18 protein-coding genes and 1 tRNA gene are annotated in these 15,765 nt (G+C 69.4%); 17 read left to right on the top strand and 2 right to left on the bottom strand.

All coding sequences use genetic code 11. From position 1 onward, the window contains the following. Positions 1-23 precede the first annotated feature (23 nt). From OG819_RS41820 to OG819_RS41775, 10 genes are all read left to right on the top strand, one after another. Positions 24-458: a roadblock/LC7 domain-containing protein gene (locus tag OG819_RS41820; protein WP_266654393.1), complete on the top strand. Its 435-nt coding sequence runs from the start codon at positions 24-26 to the stop codon at positions 456-458. Between the two features lie 2 nt (positions 459-460). Continuing rightward, positions 461-832 carry a DUF742 domain-containing protein gene (locus OG819_RS41815; protein WP_054232708.1) on the top strand — a complete coding sequence of 124 codons (372 nt, stop codon included), beginning with the start codon at positions 461-463 and terminating at the stop codon, positions 830-832. After that, entirely contained in the window at positions 810-1,397 is a 588-nt protein-coding gene (locus OG819_RS41810; RefSeq protein ID WP_168513742.1) for an ATP/GTP-binding protein, read from the top strand. The genes OG819_RS41815 and OG819_RS41810 overlap by 23 nt, the downstream gene beginning before the upstream one ends. Before the next feature lie 74 nt (positions 1,398-1,471). Continuing rightward, on the top strand, positions 1,472-2,062 hold the full coding sequence (locus OG819_RS41805; protein ID WP_266632084.1) for a GAF domain-containing protein: 591 nt from the start codon (positions 1,472-1,474) through the stop codon (positions 2,060-2,062). Positions 2,063-2,227: 165 nt separating this feature from the next. After that, positions 2,228-3,256 (top strand): L-threonine 3-dehydrogenase, encoded by a 1,029-nt coding sequence (gene tdh, locus OG819_RS41800; protein WP_266632086.1) that lies wholly within the window; start codon positions 2,228-2,230, stop codon positions 3,254-3,256. Positions 3,257-3,306: 50 nt separating this feature from the next. Continuing rightward, positions 3,307-4,500 (top strand): glycine C-acetyltransferase, encoded by a 1,194-nt coding sequence (locus OG819_RS41795; RefSeq protein ID WP_266654391.1) that lies wholly within the window; start codon positions 3,307-3,309, stop codon positions 4,498-4,500. Positions 4,501-4,531: 31 nt separating this feature from the next. Beyond that, entirely contained in the window at positions 4,532-5,437 is a 906-nt protein-coding gene (locus OG819_RS41790) for a LysR family transcriptional regulator (RefSeq protein WP_266427412.1), read from the top strand. A 75-nt stretch (positions 5,438-5,512) separates the two neighbouring features. Continuing rightward, positions 5,513-6,088 (top strand): XRE family transcriptional regulator, encoded by a 576-nt coding sequence (locus OG819_RS41785; RefSeq protein WP_266654389.1) that lies wholly within the window; start codon positions 5,513-5,515, stop codon positions 6,086-6,088. Continuing rightward, positions 6,088-6,624, top strand: a complete 537-nt coding sequence (locus tag OG819_RS41780) for a GNAT family N-acetyltransferase (RefSeq protein WP_266634941.1) — start codon at positions 6,088-6,090, stop codon at positions 6,622-6,624. The genes OG819_RS41785 and OG819_RS41780 overlap by 1 nt, the downstream gene beginning before the upstream one ends. 30 nt (positions 6,625-6,654) lie before the next feature. After that, positions 6,655-7,014, top strand: coding sequence for an MmcQ/YjbR family DNA-binding protein (locus OG819_RS41775; protein WP_266632092.1), 360 nt, complete (start codon positions 6,655-6,657; stop codon positions 7,012-7,014). A gap of 35 nt (positions 7,015-7,049) precedes the next feature. Here the strand turns inward: OG819_RS41775 and OG819_RS41770 are convergent, their stop codons facing one another. Both OG819_RS41770 and OG819_RS41765 read right to left on the bottom strand, forming a co-directional pair. After that, a complete protein-coding gene (locus OG819_RS41770) occupies positions 7,050-7,967 on the bottom strand; it encodes a transketolase (RefSeq protein ID WP_266654387.1) in 918 nt (305 codons plus the stop codon). Positions 7,968-8,066: 99 nt separating this feature from the next. Further along, complete coding sequence (locus OG819_RS41765) at positions 8,067-8,771, bottom strand: transketolase (protein WP_266654385.1); 705 nt, start codon at positions 8,769-8,771, stop codon at positions 8,067-8,069. A 173-nt stretch (positions 8,772-8,944) separates the two neighbouring features. Here OG819_RS41765 and OG819_RS41760 point away from each other — a divergent pair. The 7 genes from OG819_RS41760 (at position 8,945) to OG819_RS41730 (ending at position 15,551) form a co-directional block, all read left to right on the top strand. Then, positions 8,945-9,021 (top strand) — tRNA-Pro (locus OG819_RS41760). 420 nt (positions 9,022-9,441) lie between these two features. After that, positions 9,442-11,256 carry an ABC transporter ATP-binding protein gene (locus OG819_RS41755; RefSeq protein WP_266654383.1) on the top strand — a complete coding sequence of 605 codons (1,815 nt, stop codon included), beginning with the start codon at positions 9,442-9,444 and terminating at the stop codon, positions 11,254-11,256. A gap of 359 nt (positions 11,257-11,615) precedes the next feature. Then, positions 11,616-12,857 (top strand): ATP-binding protein, encoded by a 1,242-nt coding sequence (locus OG819_RS41750; protein ID WP_266654381.1) that lies wholly within the window; start codon positions 11,616-11,618, stop codon positions 12,855-12,857. After that, a complete protein-coding gene (locus OG819_RS41745; RefSeq protein ID WP_101402195.1) occupies positions 12,854-13,255 on the top strand; it encodes a roadblock/LC7 domain-containing protein in 402 nt (133 codons plus the stop codon). The genes OG819_RS41750 and OG819_RS41745 overlap by 4 nt, the downstream gene beginning before the upstream one ends. After that, complete coding sequence (locus tag OG819_RS41740; RefSeq protein WP_054232691.1) at positions 13,252-13,629, top strand: DUF742 domain-containing protein; 378 nt, start codon at positions 13,252-13,254, stop codon at positions 13,627-13,629. The genes OG819_RS41745 and OG819_RS41740 overlap by 4 nt, the downstream gene beginning before the upstream one ends. Then, the gene (locus OG819_RS41735; RefSeq protein WP_266654379.1) at positions 13,604-14,215 is read left to right on the top strand and encodes an ATP/GTP-binding protein; all 612 of its coding nucleotides are present in this window, start codon (positions 13,604-13,606) and stop codon (positions 14,213-14,215) included. Before OG819_RS41740 ends, OG819_RS41735 begins: the two co-directional genes overlap by 26 nt. Next, positions 14,205-15,551, top strand: a complete 1,347-nt coding sequence (locus OG819_RS41730; RefSeq protein WP_266632102.1) for a cytochrome P450 — start codon at positions 14,205-14,207, stop codon at positions 15,549-15,551. The genes OG819_RS41735 and OG819_RS41730 overlap by 11 nt, the downstream gene beginning before the upstream one ends. Positions 15,552-15,765: the final 214 nt, after the last annotated feature.

The raw sequence follows: 15,765 nt of genomic DNA, 5'->3' as shown, positions 1-15,765 counted from the left end.
GTACCTCAAGGAGTCGATCCACCATGGCGAGCGACGCGCCGACCGCCCATGTATCCGATCTCGACTGGCTGATGAGCGGCCTCGTACAGCGCGTACCGCACACCACCAGCGCGGTACTCCTCTCTTGCGACGGACTCGTGAAGTCGGTCCACGGACTCGACCCGGACAGCGCCGACCACATGGCGGCGCTCGCCTCCGGCCTCTACTCGCTCGGCCGCAGCGCGGGCATGGGCTTCGGCGACGGCGGAGACGTGCGCCAGGTCGTCGTCGAACTCGACTCGACCCTGCTGTTCGTCTCCACCGCGGGCTCCGGCACCTGTCTCGCGGTGCTCGCCGGCCGCGAGGCCGACGCGGCGGTGCTCGGCTACGAGATGGCGATGCTGGTCAAGAGCGTTCGTCCGTATCTGATGACCGCGCCCCGGCAGGGCGTCGTGGAACCGCCGGCGATGAGGCCTTGAGGGTGGCCGCGGCCGGCGACGGGCCCTGGCTCGACGACGCGGCCGGGCGGCTGGTGCGCCCCTACACGGTCAGCAACGGCCGGACCCGGCCGACCACCGCCCTCGACCTGCTGTCGCAGGTGATGGCGACCGGGGCCACACCTCTGGGCTACCTCGGCCCCGAGCACACCCAGGCACTCGAACTGTGCCGGGCGCCCGTCTCGGTCGCGGAGATCGCCGCACACCTGAAGCTGCCCGCGGCGGTCACCAAGGTGCTGCTCTCCGACCTCGTCGACTGCGGGGCACTGACCACCAAGCCGCCCGAGTTCCACCACAACCCCACTGACCGGTCTCTTCTGGAGGCAGTGCTCGATGGACTACGACGACAGCTCTGATCCCTTCCCCACCGCGCTCAAGATCCTGGTGGCGGGAGGGTTCGGGGTCGGCAAGACGACCTTCGTGGGCGCGGTGAGCGAGATCGCGCCGCTCAGCACGGAGGAGCTGCTCACCACGGTCAGCGCCGCGACCGACAATCTCGACGGCATCGAGAACAAGGTCGAGACCACCGTGGCGATGGACTTCGGCCGCATCACCCTCGATCCGGAACACGTCCTGTACCTGTTCGGTACCCCCGGGCAGCAGCGGTTCTGGTTCATGTGGGACGAGCTGTCCGAGGGCGCGCTCGGTGCGGTGATCCTCGCCGACACCCGCCGCCTGGAGGACTGTTTCGCGGCCGTCGACTTCTTCGAGCAGCGCGGTCTTGGCTTCATCGTCGCCGTCAACGAGTTCGACGGTGCCTACCGCTACGACCCCGAGGAGGTGCGCGCGGCCATCGACCTCGACCCCGAGATCCCCATCGTGCGCTGTGACGCCCGGATCTCCAGTTCGGGCGTGCAGACCCTGCTCACCCTGGTCCGCCACCTTCTCGCCCACGCACCGACGCACGCCCCCAGCCGCTGAGCCCGCACCCGACCCACGTCCCCGCCACGGAGCCCACACACCATGACGCCCGCCCCACACCAGGGAGCCCATAGATGAGTTACGACCCGCCGCGCCCGGCCGGTCGTCTGCTGCTGACCCCGGAGGACAAGGACGCCCCCGCCCGGGTCCGCCGACTGCGCCGACTAGGCCTGGGAGAACGCACGGAACCCGCCTTCGACGCCTTCGCGGACCGGCTCGCCGAAATCGCCGCGGTGCCGTACTCGATGGTCAACTTCATCGACGAGAACCGGCAGTTCTTCGCGGGCCTGCACACCCCGGACGGCAGCGTGTCGGCCGCCCGGCCGCTCCCGGCCGCCTCGGACGGCACCGGCAAGGGCATCGGGCGCTACCTGACCCGCGACTACGGGTTCTGCCCCCATGTGGTCGTCCGCCGCAAGGCGCTGGTCCTGGAAGACGTCTGCGACTACCCGCGTTTCGCCGGCAACCCGGTCGTCGACGAGATCGGCGTCCGCTCCTACCTGGGCGCCCCGCTGATCGACCACACCGGCATCGCCCTCGGCACGATCTGCGTCGTCGACCTCGAACCGCGCCCGTGGGGGAAAGCGGGCCTGGAAACCATCAAGGCGATGGCGGCGGAACTGGTCGAGCAGTTGGAGCGCCGCGAGGACACCGGGGGGATCTGACGCCCGCGGCCGGAGGCGTGAAGGAAAGCTGCGGCCGCGCTTAAGAAATCCTCGATGGACCAACGGCGCCCCCGTGCGGCAGATTTCTCCGGGAAATCACCCCTCTCCCCGGTACGGGCTCCTTCGGCGTGCCCTGCTCCGGGACCTCACCACGGGAGCCACAGCTTGAAGGCGCTGGTCAAGGAGAAGGCGGAGCCCGGGCTCTGGCTCACGGACGTCCCGGAACCGGAGATCGGCCCCGGCGACGTACTGATCAAGGTCCTCAGGACCGGGATCTGCGGCACCGACCTGCACATCCGCAGCTGGGACGGCTGGGCGCGGCAGGCCATCCGCACGCCGCTCGTCCTCGGCCACGAGTTCGTCGGAGAGGTCGTGGAGACCGGCCGCGACGTCGTCGACATCAAGGCGGGCGACCGGGTCAGCGGCGAGGGCCACCTGGTGTGCGGCAAGTGCCGCAACTGCCTGGCCGGCCGCCGCCACCTGTGCCGGGCCACGGTCGGCCTCGGCGTCGGCCGCGACGGCGCGTTCGCCGAGTACGTGGCCCTGCCCGCCGCCAACGTGTGGGTGCACCGCGTCCCCGTCGACCTCGACGTCGCCGCGATCTTCGACCCGTTCGGCAACGCCGTGCACACGGCGCTGTCCTTCCCCCTGGTCGGCGAGGACGTCCTCATCACGGGCGCGGGCCCGATTGGTCTGATGGCCGCGGCCGTGGCCCGGCACGCGGGCGCCCGCAACGTCGTCATCACCGACGTCAGCGAGGAGCGCCTCGACCTCGCCCGCAAGATCGGCGCCAGCCTCGCGCTGAACGTCGCGGAGTCGACCATCGGCGACGGCCAGCGCGCCCTCGGCCTGCGCGAGGGCTTCGACATCGGCCTGGAGATGTCCGGCCGCCCCGAGGCGATGCGCGACATGATCGCCAACATGACGCACGGCGGCCGGATCGCGATGCTCGGCCTGCCCGCCGAGGAGTTCCCGGTCGACTGGTCCCGGATCGTCACCTCCATGATCACGATCAAGGGCATCTACGGCCGTGAGATGTTCGAGACCTGGTACGCGATGTCCGTCCTTCTCGAAGGCGGCCTCGACCTCGCACCGGTCATCACCGGTCGCTACGACTACCGCGACTACGAGGCCGCCTTCGCGGACGCCGCGAGCGGCCGCGGCGGCAAGATCATCCTCGACTGGAGCGCGTGAGCGTCCGCAGGAACCCCTCCGAACCGCGTAATCCCCTAGGAGCCCTTTCCATGTTCGACTCCGTGCGCGACGACCTCCGCACCACCCTCGACGAGATCCGTGCCGCCGGTCTCCACAAGCCCGAGCGCGTCATCGGCACCCCGCAGTCCGCGACCGTGACCGTCACCGCGGGCGGCCGCCCCGGCGAGGTCCTCAACTTCTGCGCGAACAACTACCTCGGCCTCGCCGACCACCCCGAGGTCGTCGCCGCCGCCCACGAGGCCCTCGACCGCTGGGGCTACGGCATGGCGTCCGTGCGCTTCATCTGCGGTACGCAGGAGGTGCACAAGGAGCTGGAGGCGCGTCTGTCCGCGTTCCTCGGCCAGGAGGACACGATCCTCTACTCCTCCTGCTTCGACGCCAACGGCGGCGTCTTCGAGACCCTCCTCGGCGCCGAGGACGCGGTCATCTCCGACACCCTCAACCACGCCTCGATCATCGACGGCATCCGTCTGTCCAAGGCGCGCCGCTTCCGCTACGCCAACCGTGACATGGCCGACCTGGAGGCCCAGCTCAAGGAGGCGTCCGGCGCGCGCCGCCGTCTGATCGTCACTGACGGCGTCTTCTCGATGGACGGCTATGTCGCGCCCCTCAAGGAGATCTGCGACCTGGCCGACCGCTACGACGCCATGGTCATGGTCGACGACTCGCACGCCGTCGGCTTCGTCGGCCCCGGCGGCCGCGGCACCCCCGAACTGCACGGCGTCATGGACCGCGTCGACATCATCACCGGCACCCTCGGCAAGGCGCTCGGCGGCGCCTCCGGCGGTTATGTCGCCGCCCGCGCCGAGATCGTCGCCCTGCTGCGCCAGCGCTCCCGCCCGTACCTCTTCTCGAACACGCTCGCGCCGGTGATCGCGGCGGCCTCCCTGAAGGTGCTCGACCTGCTGGAGTCGGCCGACGACCTGCGCATCCGACTTGCACAGAACACCGCGCTGTTCCGTTCCCGGATGACCGCGGAGGGCTTCGACATCCTCCCCGGCGACCACGCGATCGCTCCCGTCATGATCGGCGACGCGACCGTCGCCGGACGCATGGCGGAGCTGCTCCTGGAGCGCGGCGTGTACGTGATCGGCTTCTCGTACCCGGTCGTCCCGCAGGGCCAGGCACGGATCCGGGTGCAGCTGTCCGCCGCGCATTCCACGGACGACGTGAACCGGGCGGTGGACGCGTTCGTGTCCGCCCGCGCGGAGCTCGAGGGCTGAAAGACGCCTGTGACCTGAGAGAATCGGTCGCATGATCGAAGCGCGGCGGCTCCACATCCTCCGTGCGGTGGCCGACCACCGCACGGTCACGGCGGCGGCCGCCGCGCTCTATCTCACCCCCTCCGCCGTCTCCCAGCAGCTGACCGCGCTGGAGCAGGAGACCGGCCACCGGCTCGTCGAGCGCGGCGCCAAGGGCGTCCGACTGACTCCGGCCGGCGAGATCCTGCTCAGCCACACCAACGAGGTCCTGGCCCAACTGGAGCGCGCCGAGGCGGAGTTGGCCGCGTACAGCGGGGGCTCGGCGGGCACGGTCACCGTTGCCGCCTTCGCGACCGGTATCGGCCTGGTCGTGGCCCCCGCGCTGGCCCGCCTCGCCCGCACGGCCCCCGGCATCCACGTCCGCGTCCAGGACGCCGAGGGTGACGCCAGTCTGCCGATGGTGCTCGACCGGCTGGTCGACATCGCGGTCGCCGTCGAGTATCGGGGCGCCCCCGACGCGGACGACCCGCGGCTGACCCCCGTACCTCTGTACGCCGAGCCCTTCGACGCGGTCGTCCCGCTCGGCCACCGGCTCGCCGACGCCGCCGAGGTCCCGCTCGCCGAGCTGGCCAAGGATCCGTGGATCGGCCCGTACCCAGGCAACCCCTGCCATGACGTGGTCGTCCTGGCCTGCGAGAACGCCGGATTCCAACCTCGACTCGAACACTCCTCCGACGACTTCCGTGCCGTCGTCGCCCTCGCCTCGGCCGACGCGGGCGTCGCCCTGGTGCCCCGCTCGGCCCTGCGTGGCATGGACCTCACGGGCGTGCTGGTCCGCCCGGTCGACGGCGTCGCGCCCACGCGCCGGGTCTTCGCGGCCGTACGCCGGGGCGCGGAGGGGCACCCGCTGATCCGTCCGGTGTTGGAGGCGCTGGCCCAGGCCGCGACGGTCGACTGAGGGGAGCGCTCGGAGGGACTCCTGCCGTCCGTTTCACATCTGGGATAGTCCCATATTCGGGATAGCATCCCGAATATGGGAAACGATGGGGAGCTTGACCTCGTGGATGTCCGGCTCGGGGCCCGGCTGGCCGAGCTGCGGTCCGAACGCGGCTGGTCCCTGGGGGAGTTGGCGGAGCGCAGTGGGGTCAGTCGCTCGACACTGTCCCGTGCCGAGCGGGCCGAGATCAGCCCCACGGCCGCGCTCCTGAACCGGTTGTGCGCCGTGTACGGACGCACCATGTCGCAGCTGCTCAGCGAGGTCGAGGTGGAACCCGTCCCGGTGATGCGGGCGGCCGACCAGGCGGTCTGGACCGACGAAGCCTCCGGATTCGTACGACGATCGGTGTCCCCGCCGCACGCGGGGCTGCGCGGCGAACTGGGCGAGGGGTGCCTCGGGGCCGGGGCCGACATCGCCTACGACCGGCCTCCCGTGCCCGGCCTGGAGCAGCACATCTGGGTCCTCGACGGAACGCTGGAGGTGACCGCGCAGAACGTCGAACACCGGCTCGACGCCGGGGATTGTCTGCGGCTGCGGGTCTGGGGGCCCACACGCTTCCGGTGTCCCGGCCCCGCGGACGTACGGTACGCGCTGGTGGTGGTGCTGCCGTGATCACCGTCTCCCGGCTGGACGCCGAGCGCCTTCGCGCCTCGGCGGGGGAGTTGGCCGAGCTGCTGGCCGACACCGTGGAGGGCGGGGCCTCGATCGGGTTCCTCGCCCCGTTGGAGCGGGCGGCGGCCGTCGCCTGGTGGGAGGAGCGCGTGGACGCGGTGTCGGCCGGGCGCCTCGCCGTGTGGGTGGCGCACACCGCCGACCGGATCCTGGGCACCGTGAGCCTCGCCTTCCCGGACAAACCCAACAGCCGCCACCGCGCCGAGCTGGTGAAGCTGATGGTGCACCGCGACGGCCGCGGGCAGGGCCTCGGCCGGGAACTCCTGACCGCCGCCGAGCATGCCGCCGCCACCGCCGGGATCACCCTCCTGCACCTGGACACCGAGACCGACAGCCCCGCCGAGTCCCTCTACCGCTCCGCGGGCTGGACCCGGCTCGGGGCGATCCCCGACTACGCGGTGACGCCGGCGGGCGAGCTGCGCCCGACGACGATCTTCTACAAGCGGGTGGGAGCGGAGATCCCCGGAGGCGAGTGACTGTCAGTGCCATTGGCTACGGTGCGTCTCATGCCGGATGCCGAAGACGTACGTCGTATCGCCCTCTCCCTGCCGGACACCACGGAGAAGATCGCCTGGAGCATGCCCACCTTCCGGGTCGCGGGGAAGATGTTCGCCACGTTGCCCGAAGAGGAGACCTCCATCGCGGTGCGCTGCCCCAAGGAGGAGCGCGACGAACTCGTCCTGGCCGAGCCCGGGAAGTTCTGGATCGCCGACCACGAGGCGGGTTTCGCCTGGGTCCGGGTCCGGCTCGCCGCTCTGGAGGACGGCGACGAGCTCCGCGACATCCTGGCCGACTCCTGGCGCCAGGCGGCTCCGTCCCGGCTGCTGGACGCCTACCCGGAGCTGGGACTTCCGACGGCCGGCTGACACGCGTATCCGCGCGAGGGAGCGCGGGGGCGGATTCAGGGGCGCGGCCGGCCCGAAGTGCTCAGGAAGCCGCCGATCCGCTCCCGCAGAGACGCCGCGTCGAGGCCGTGCGCCGCCAGGTGTTCGTCGATGGTTCCGTACCGGCGCAGCTCACGCCGGCCGACGCCGAGGCCGAGGACACGGTGGGACACCTCGGCGAGCGCGTCGCCCGCGGCGGCCGTGGACGTACCGGCCAGATACGGCTCGACGAGGACGACGTCGGTGCCTGCCGCCGCTGTGGCACGGCGCAGGGCCGCCCCGTCGAAGGGCCGCACGGTGGTCGCGTACAGGACGGTGACGTCGAGCCCCTCCGTGGCGGCGACGACGGCGTCGAGCATCGGTCCGACGGCGACGACGACCCCTGCGCGCCCTTCGCGCACGGTACGGAAGCGGGCACCGTCGACCGGCAGGCCCTGTGCGTTGGACTGCGCGGACAACCGCACGTACACCTTGTCCTCCCCGGCGGCGACCGCGTGCCGCAGCAGCTTCTCGGCCTCGTCCGGATGGCCGGGAACGTGCACGGTCCAGCCGTCCAGCGTGTCGAGCAGGGCCACGTCACCGGGTGCCATGTGGGTGAAGCCTCCGGCGGGCCAGTCGAAGGACGCGGCCGCGCTCACCAGCACCGCGCCCACGTCCTGATGCCCGAGGTCCAGCTTGACCTGCTCGAACGGCCGCTCGACGAGGAAGCTGGCGAAGGTGTGCACGACGGGCCGCAGGCCGGTCAGGGCCAGGCCCGCGCCCGCCCCGACCAGGAGCTGCTCGCGGATCCCGACGTTGATCACCCGATCCGGATGCCTGCGCCGGGCGTCCGTGAAGCCGTCCTTGCCGATCTCGGCGAGAACGACCGCGACCCGCGGGTCCTCGTCGAGCAACCGCGTCACGACAGGGGCGAAACGATCACGCATCGTGTCCATGGAAGGGGGTCCTTTCAGGGGGCGTACGGGACGAGAGCGAGAGAGGGGGAAGTGTCGAGTGGCGCAGGTGCCTCCTGTGCCTCCTGTGCCTCGGGTGCCTCAGGCGGACTTCGGCTCGACCCGGGCGACGACCACGTGCGGGCGACCCGGGTGGGGTGCGGTGAAGGCGGCGTACAGCGCCTCGTGGTCACGGCCGTCGACGGTCAGGGCGGACCAGCCCGCGGCCTCGAACCGGGCGGCGATACCGCCGGGCCTGGCATGACTGGCGGAGGAGTTGTCGATCACTACGGTGTGCAGCCGGTCGAGACGGGCCGGCCCGGCGTACGCGATCGCCTCGTGGTTGCTGCCCTCGTCCAGCTCCGCGTCGCCGATCAGCACCCACACGCGCGGCTCGTCCAGCCCCTGTGCGCGCAGGCCCAGCGCGGTGCCGACCGCGATCGGCAGCCCGTGCCCCAGTGAGCCGCTGCCGATCTCGGCGCCGGGTACCAGGACCCGGTCCGGGTGGTGCCCGAGCGGTGAGTCGTACGCGCCGAAGTCCGGCAGCCACTCCAAGGGCACGAAGCCCTTGGCCGCCAGCACCGCGTAGTAGGCCATCGGCCCGTGCCCCTTGGAGAGCAGGAACCGGTCGCGCTCCGGATCGTCCACCCGCTCGGGCCCGACCCCTAGCACCCGGTCGTAGAGCACCCACAGCGCGTCCAGCGTGGACGTCGCCGCGGGGCCGTGCTTCTCGTCGCCGGTCATCAGCCCCATCAGGTGGGGCAGGTCCTGGTACCGGTGGTGTCGTTCCGCCTCGATGATCGTCATGCCGACGATCGTGCAACCTCAAGCAAGCTTCAGGTCAAGCATCGGCTCCGAGCCTTCCCTTGCGGCCCCCGGTTCCCGTCGACCCCGGATAAACCGATGCGCGACCATCGGCTCGAGTGCGGTATTGTTTCCGTGCACGTTCGGCCAGGGGAAACCCCAGGTCAGGCGGGCAACGGGACGTGGCGCAGCTTGGTAGCGCACTTGACTGGGGGTCAAGGGGTCGCAGGTTCAAATCCTGTCGTCCCGACCAGCTTCACAGCAGGTCGGAGGCCGTCTTCTCGGTGACGAGGAGACGGCCTTTTTCGTGTCCTGGGAACAGCGTGCTGAACACGACATGGTGCGCCGCGCGAGCGCGCGGAAACAGAGACTCGGGCGCATCGAGGGCACGCCTGTTCGGCCATGTCGCCCAGGCGTGCGACGCGCACCGTTGGCCGAGAAAAACGCTTGGACTGCGCGGGCGGCGTCGCGGGACACTGCGATTCCTGGCCCGCCGTACTCGCACATGGGTGTCGCCGCGGGCCGCGCGGGGCCCGTCGTCGTACCCCGGCTGCCGGAGGACGACCCGAGCGAGCGCACTCACCCGAAACCGAAGCTCCACACGGCCACCGAGGCAACGGAATCTCCCCGGAGAAGCACGCGGCAGGCTGCCGCACGACAACACAGGGTTGGGATGGGAACGCCTGAATCGCGCGAGGGCACACCGGGCAAAGGCTCGGTACTCCTCGCCCTTCGTTATTACGGACGGGAGTTGGCCCGGCTTCGACGGCTGACGGCCCCCGCGATGCTGCTGCCGGCGCTCGGCAACATCGGCATCAACTACATCGCGCCGCTGATCATCGCGAAGCTCGTCGGCCGGATCGCCGGCGACGCCGGTATCTCCATCGGCTCGACGCTGCCGTACGTCCTCGGCTTCGCCGGTGTCCTGCTGCTCGCGGAGATACTGTGGCGCCTCGGCCTGCACTGCCTGAACCGCCTCGACGCCCTCGGCATCGAGCAGTTGTACGTCATCGGCATGGATGAACTGTTCGCCAAGGACGCCGCGTTCTTCCACGACAACTTCGCCGGGTCACTGACCAAGCGGGTGCTGAGCTTCGCCTCTCGCTTCGAGGAGTTCGTCGACACGATGACGTTCCAGGTCATGGGCAGCTTCGTGCCGCTGGTGTTCGGGGCGGTGGTGCTGTGGCGCTACGAACCGCTGCTCGTCGTCGGACTTCTGGCGATGATCGCGCTGACGGCGCTGTGCGTGCTGCCCCTCATCCGCCGCCGCCAGGCGCTCGTCGATCAGCGCGAGGAGGCGATCGCCCGGGTGTCGGGCCATGTCGCCGACAGCCTGATGAACATGGACACGGTCCGGGCGTTCGCCGCCGAGGAGCGCGAGGCCGCCGAGCACCGGTCCCGTGTCGCGGTCTCGAGGCGGCTCATGCTGAGGTCGTGGGACTACGGCAACCTGCGCATCGACACCCTGGTCGCGCCGATGTCCGTGCTGACCAACGCGCTGGGCCTGCTGCTCGCGGTCGCGCTCGGCGGCGGCAGTCACGGCGTCGAGGCGGTCGTGGTCGCCTTCACGTACTACAGCAACGCGACGCGGATCATGTTCGAGTTCAACCAGATCTACCGTCGTCTGGAGAGCTCGATGACGGAGGCCGCGCAGTTCACCGAACTGCTGCTGAAGCCGCCGACCGTGCTCGACCCGAAGGTGCCGGAGTCGCTGCTGTCCCGGGCCGCCGACGTCCGTTTCGAGCAGGTGACGTTCGCCCACGCGGGCGCGCAGCCGCTCTTCGAGGGACTCGACCTGGCGGTGCCCAGCGGGGCGAAGATCGGTCTCGTCGGCCGGTCCGGCGGGGGCAAGACCACGCTCGCCCGGCTGCTGCTGCGGATGACGGACATCGACTCGGGCCGCATCCTGATCGGAGGGCAGGACATCAGCAGACTGCGCCAGGCCGACCTGCGCAGCCAGATGGCCTACGTACCGCAGGACCCGGCGATGTTCCACCGCACACTGCGGGACAACATCGCCTTCGCCCGGCCGGAGGCCACCGAGGCGGAGATCCGCCGCGCGGCCGAGGCGGCGCATGTCACGGAGTTCGCCGACGCGCTGCCGGACGGCTTCGACACCATGGTGGGTGAGCGCGGGGTCAAACTGTCCGGTGGCCAGCGCCAGCGGGTCGCACTCGCCAGGGCGATCCTGCGCGACGCACCGATCCTGCTGCTCGACGAGGCGACCAGCGCGCTGGACTCCGAGAGCGAGATCCTCGTCCAGGAGGCGCTGTGGCGACTCATGGAGGGGCGGACGGCGCTCGTCGTGGCGCACCGACTGAGCACGGTCGCCACCATGGACCGGCTCGTCGTCCTCGACCGCGGACGGATCCTCGAGCAGGGCACGCATCAGGAACTGCTCGCGGCGGAGGGCGCCTACGCGAAGCTGTGGCAACACCAGTCCGGCGGTTTCCTCGACGACAGCCAGGAGCCGGCCGACCTGCGCTGAACGCGAGCCCGGTGGGCGCGGGTTCCCCCGCGCCCACCGGGCTCGGACCCGCTGCCCGATGACCACTCCGGGCACTGATTGACGAAAGCCGCAGAGCCCCCTTATCGGATATCCCCTCAGGGGAACTGTCCACAGTTGAACTGACCACCCGTCAATGTTCGCAAGTACTCCCCATATTGACGGTCCGTCATGACTTGGGGCGATGATACGATCGCCGCACTTGCCGAGCGGGCTACGGGCACAAAACCACTCTTCTGGCCAACTGCGCGGCCCGGACGGTAAACCTTGCGCAGTGGGCTGTCGGCCCGCCGCGCTGACGGAATTCAGTAGCTGGCTGTCATTCGCTTGAAGAGAGTCTTATGACGCAATACATGCAGGACCCGGCTCTCTGGGCTCTTATCGCTGGTACTCCGCTTGCAGCTACCGCCATTATTCGTGGGAAGCGGTCTGCGCGGAGTTTAAGGCAGGAAAATCAAGGGCTCAGAGATCACTATGCTGAGCTTGAGAATCAATATTCGGCCTCGGTGAAGAAAGCTCAGGAGCAAGCCGAAGAAGCAACGAGAACCGCGCTCAAATCGGCGATGCGGACGCTTCAGGGTCTCGCCGCCGAACAGCAGCTGGCCATTTCCAAACTGCAGAGCAAGTATGGCGAGTCGGTGATTCTCCAGGATCTCCTGGAGATCGACCACATGAACTCGCAGTTCGGGCGGCGCGCCCAGTCCATCGCGGTGCTCTGCGAAGGCTGGCTCGGACGGCAGCGTGACGTCGCGTCGGTCTACGACGTGGTCCGCAGCGCGCAGGGCAGGATCCGGCACTTCCAGCGCGTCGAGATTCTTTCGCAGGTCGATTTCGCGGTCACCAACCGGGCCGTCGAACCGGTGGCTCTTGCCCTTGCCGAACTGCTCGACAACGCCACCAGTTACTCGGCACCGGAAACCAGTGTCGAGATCAATGTCCGTGCCGTGCCCAAGGGCATCTGCATCGTCGTCGACGATGCCGGTGTCGGCATGAACGAGGAGGAAAAAGCCCGAGCGGCGAAACTCCTTTCGAGTGAGCGGGCCTCGGGTGTCTCCGGGCTCGGTAATCCTCCGCAGTTCGGCTTCGCCGTGATCGGTGTGCTCTGTGAGCGCTACGGCTTCACGGTGTCCGTCGACTCGACCTCTCCCTACGGGGGTGTGCGAGCGGTGGTGCTGCTGCCGGACGAGCTGCTCACCAGCATGCCGGAACCAAAGGAGCGAGCACAGACTGTGAGCACTGTTCCCTCGCTGAACCCGAGCGGCCCGGAACCCACAGCGGCCGTGTCCACGACCGCCGACGGTCTTCCGAAGCGCCGCCGCAGGCGGGCCATGGCCATCGTGCCGCCGAGTTCCGAAACCACGGGCGCCCCCATGACCACGGGCGCCCCCATGACCACGGGCACCCCCATGACCACGGGCACCCCCATGACCACGGGCACCCCGATGCGCTCCGAAGAGGAGACCGCCTCGATCATGGGTGCCTTCCAGCGCGGCACGCAGTCCGGTCGAGCCGCGCACCCGGAGCCCGCGGGCCGCACGAGCAACGCACATGACGCAAGCAGCGAAGGGCATGAGGTTTCGTGAACAACGATCTGTCATGGATGCTTGACGGCGTCCTGGAGATTCCCGGGGCTCTGCACGCGGTCCTGGTCTCCGCCGACGGGCTCTTGATGGCCTCCTCGAAGGGGGTCGGCAGGGACCACGCGGACACCGTCGCCGCCGCGATGAGCGGTGTGCAGTCGCTGAGCCGCTCGATCGGGTTCTTCTGCGACGGGTCCGATCTGAAGTGGCGGCAGACGCTCGTCGAGTTCGACGGTGGCTGGGTCTTCCTGATCTCCGCCGGTGACGGCGCGTACCTCGCGGTCTCGGCCTCTCCCAACGTCGAGATGGGGGAGATCACCTTCCGCATGCAGCAGCTCGTCGGCCAGCTGGGCAAGGCGCTGACGACTCCGCCGCGCGAGAACATCGGCGCACGCCAGTGACCGATTCCGAGCGGCAGGAGCCCGAGGCCGCGGAGTTAGTGCGGCCGTACGTCATCACCAATGGCCGCGACCTTCCCGACGGGGACCAGTTCTCCCTGATCACGCTGGTCACGGCGGCGGCCGACCACCAGCAGCGGCCGGCCCGGCTCTCCCCCGAGGAGCAGAGCCTGCTGGAGATGTGCTCCGGCGGCTACCTCTCGGTCGCCGAGATCGCGGGACACCTGCGCCTGCCCATGGGTGTGGTGAAGATCCTTCTCAATGCCCTCGCCGAAGGCGGATACCTCATCACGCGCGCACCGGTCGCGCGCGCCCGCCTGGTCGACGAGCAGATTCTTCAGGAGGTGCTGGATGGTCTCCGGGCCCGTTTTGGATGAGAAGGCCTACGTCCGCGGCGGAGCGGCACAGACCGCCGTGAAGATCCTGATCGTCGGGCACTTCGCGGTGGGCAAGACCACCTTCGTCGGGACCATGTCCGAGATTCCTCCGCTGACCACGGAGGAGACGATGACGCAGGCCGGCGAGGACATCGACGACCTCAAGGGCGTCCGCGGCAAGACCACCACCACGGTGGCCATGGACTTCGGGCGCCTCACGATCAGTGATCACGTCGTGCTGTACCTGTTCGGTACGCCGGGCCAGCAGCGGTTCGTGCAGATGTGGGAGGACATGGCGCGCGGCGCTCTCGGAGCGCTCGTGCTGGTCGACCCCGAGCGGCTGGCGGACTCCTTCGCCGTCATCGACCTGATCGAGCAGTACGGACTCGCCTACGCCATTGCCGTGAACCACTTCGACGGTACGCCGCTTCGTGGCGAAGAGGCGCTGCGCGAGGCGCTGGATCTGCTCCCCGACACTCCGGTCGTCACCTGCGACGCTCGCGACGAGAATTCATCAGCAAGCGCCCTGATCACCCTCGTTCACTATTTGCGGACCGTGCCCGCTAGGAGCAAACATGAACACTGAATCTACCGTCCCTGTGCCACCACCCGGCTGCCCGGCTCATGCCACGGGTGAGCCGGTGCCGTTGCACGGGTCGGAGTTCGCGGCCGATCCGCAAGCCTATTACGAGTACATGCGTCACTACGGGCCGACCGCTCCGGTGGAACTCGCCCCCGGTGTCGAGGCGACCCTGGTCACGGATTACTCGGTGGCGCTCCAGTTGCTCCAGAACGCGGGTGCCTTCCGGAAGGACTCGCGCCGTTGGCGGGATTTCAACGAAGGTGTGATCAGTCCGGACAGTCCGGTGCTTCCGCTTCTGGCGTACCGGCCCAACGCCATGTTCAGTGACGGGGCCGACCACATGCGGCTGCGGCAGGCGATCACGGACAGTTTCGCGCGGGTCGACTCGCATTGGCTGAGCCAGAGTGCCGAGCGGGTCTCCAATTACCTCATCGCCCAGTTCCACACCCGTGGTTCGGCCGATCTGCTCAACGACTACGCCAAGCTGCTGCCCCTTTTCGTGTTCAACGAACTCTTCGGCTGCCCCGCGGAGATCGGCGACCGGGTCCTCTTCGGTATATCCGGCATTTTCGACGGTGTGAACGCCGAGAAGGCGAACGAGGTGCTGGGCCAGGCCGTGGGCGAGCTGGTGGCCCTCAAGCGGTCCCGGCCCGGCGACGACGTCACCTCCTGGCTGATGCAGCATCAGGCGCGCCTGACCAACGAGGAGATGGCCCACCAGCTCGTCCTGCTCCTGGGCGCGGGCGCGGAGCCGCTGCGCAACCTCATCTCCAACACCCTGCACCTGCTGCTGACCAACGACCGTTACGCGGCGGGCGGGTTGATCGACGAGGCCATCGACACCACGCTGTGGAAGAACCCGCCCATGGCGAACTACGCGCCGCACTACCCGGCGGCCGACATGGAGTTCGGGGGACAGAAGCTGGCGGCGGGCGACCTGGTCCTGGTCAGTTTCGCGGCCGCCAACACCGACCCGGCGCTCGCGGCATCCCGTCATGCCTCCAGCAACCGCTCCCACCTGGCGTGGAGCGCGGGACCGCATGCCTGCCCGGCCAAGGACCCCGCCCGGCTCATCACCGTGACGGCCATCGAGAACCTCTTCAACCGGCTGCCCGATGTCGAACTGGCGGTGCCCGAGGACAGTCTGACCTGGCGTCCCGGCCCCTTCAACCGGGCGCTGGCCGCGCTTCCGGCCCGCTTCACCCCCGCACGGGCCACCCGGCAGCCCGACTCGCAGCAGCGTCCGGAGACCTCGGCGCGCGGCGACCAAGGAGGCGCGCAGGGCCGGCACGATCGTGGCGGGCTGTGGAGTTCGTTCCTGTCCTGGTGGAAAGCGTGAGCTACGCAACAGCCACCAACATCCTCGCACTGCATCAATATTCAACCGGAGGGGTAGGGAAGAGCGCGGCAATCGTGTTGATCACAAGTTAAGGAGGTGTCGTGGAGCCCTCGACCACTGACGCCACTTCAGCACAGCACTTCGCAGCCACGCTCCGTCCCCGACGACAGACCTACCGGGGGCGCTTCGACCTCCGCGTCATACCCGTCGCACC

This window comes from Streptomyces sp. NBC_01549 (genome assembly GCF_026339955.1).
Taxonomy (GTDB): domain Bacteria; phylum Actinomycetota; class Actinomycetes; order Streptomycetales; family Streptomycetaceae; genus Streptomyces.
The sequence above is the reverse complement of the archived record's forward strand: the minus strand, read 5'-3'. Positions and strand labels throughout refer to the sequence as shown.

Coding starts and splice junctions, on each gene's coding strand:
- OG819_RS41770 (WP_266654387.1), bottom strand. CDS start 7,967: ATGGACACGATGCGTGATCGTTTCGCCCCTGTCGTGACGCGGTTGCTC.
- OG819_RS41730 (WP_266632102.1), top strand. CDS start 14,205: ATGAACACTGAATCTACCGTCCCTGTGCCACCACCCGGCTGCCCGGCT.
- OG819_RS41790 (WP_266427412.1), top strand. CDS start 4,532: ATGATCGAAGCGCGGCGGCTCCACATCCTCCGTGCGGTGGCCGACCAC.
- OG819_RS41805 (WP_266632084.1), top strand. CDS start 1,472: ATGAGTTACGACCCGCCGCGCCCGGCCGGTCGTCTGCTGCTGACCCCG.
- OG819_RS41735 (WP_266654379.1), top strand. CDS start 13,604: ATGGTCTCCGGGCCCGTTTTGGATGAGAAGGCCTACGTCCGCGGCGGA.
- OG819_RS41750 (WP_266654381.1), top strand. CDS start 11,616: ATGACGCAATACATGCAGGACCCGGCTCTCTGGGCTCTTATCGCTGGT.
- OG819_RS41765 (WP_266654385.1), bottom strand. CDS start 8,771: ATGACGATCATCGAGGCGGAACGACACCACCGGTACCAGGACCTGCCC.
- OG819_RS41820 (WP_266654393.1), top strand. CDS start 24: ATGGCGAGCGACGCGCCGACCGCCCATGTATCCGATCTCGACTGGCTG.
- OG819_RS41775 (WP_266632092.1), top strand. CDS start 6,655: ATGCCGGATGCCGAAGACGTACGTCGTATCGCCCTCTCCCTGCCGGAC.
- OG819_RS41810 (WP_168513742.1), top strand. CDS start 810: ATGGACTACGACGACAGCTCTGATCCCTTCCCCACCGCGCTCAAGATC.
- OG819_RS41785 (WP_266654389.1), top strand. CDS start 5,513: ATGGGAAACGATGGGGAGCTTGACCTCGTGGATGTCCGGCTCGGGGCC.
- OG819_RS41795 (WP_266654391.1), top strand. CDS start 3,307: ATGTTCGACTCCGTGCGCGACGACCTCCGCACCACCCTCGACGAGATC.
- OG819_RS41755 (WP_266654383.1), top strand. CDS start 9,442: ATGGGAACGCCTGAATCGCGCGAGGGCACACCGGGCAAAGGCTCGGTA.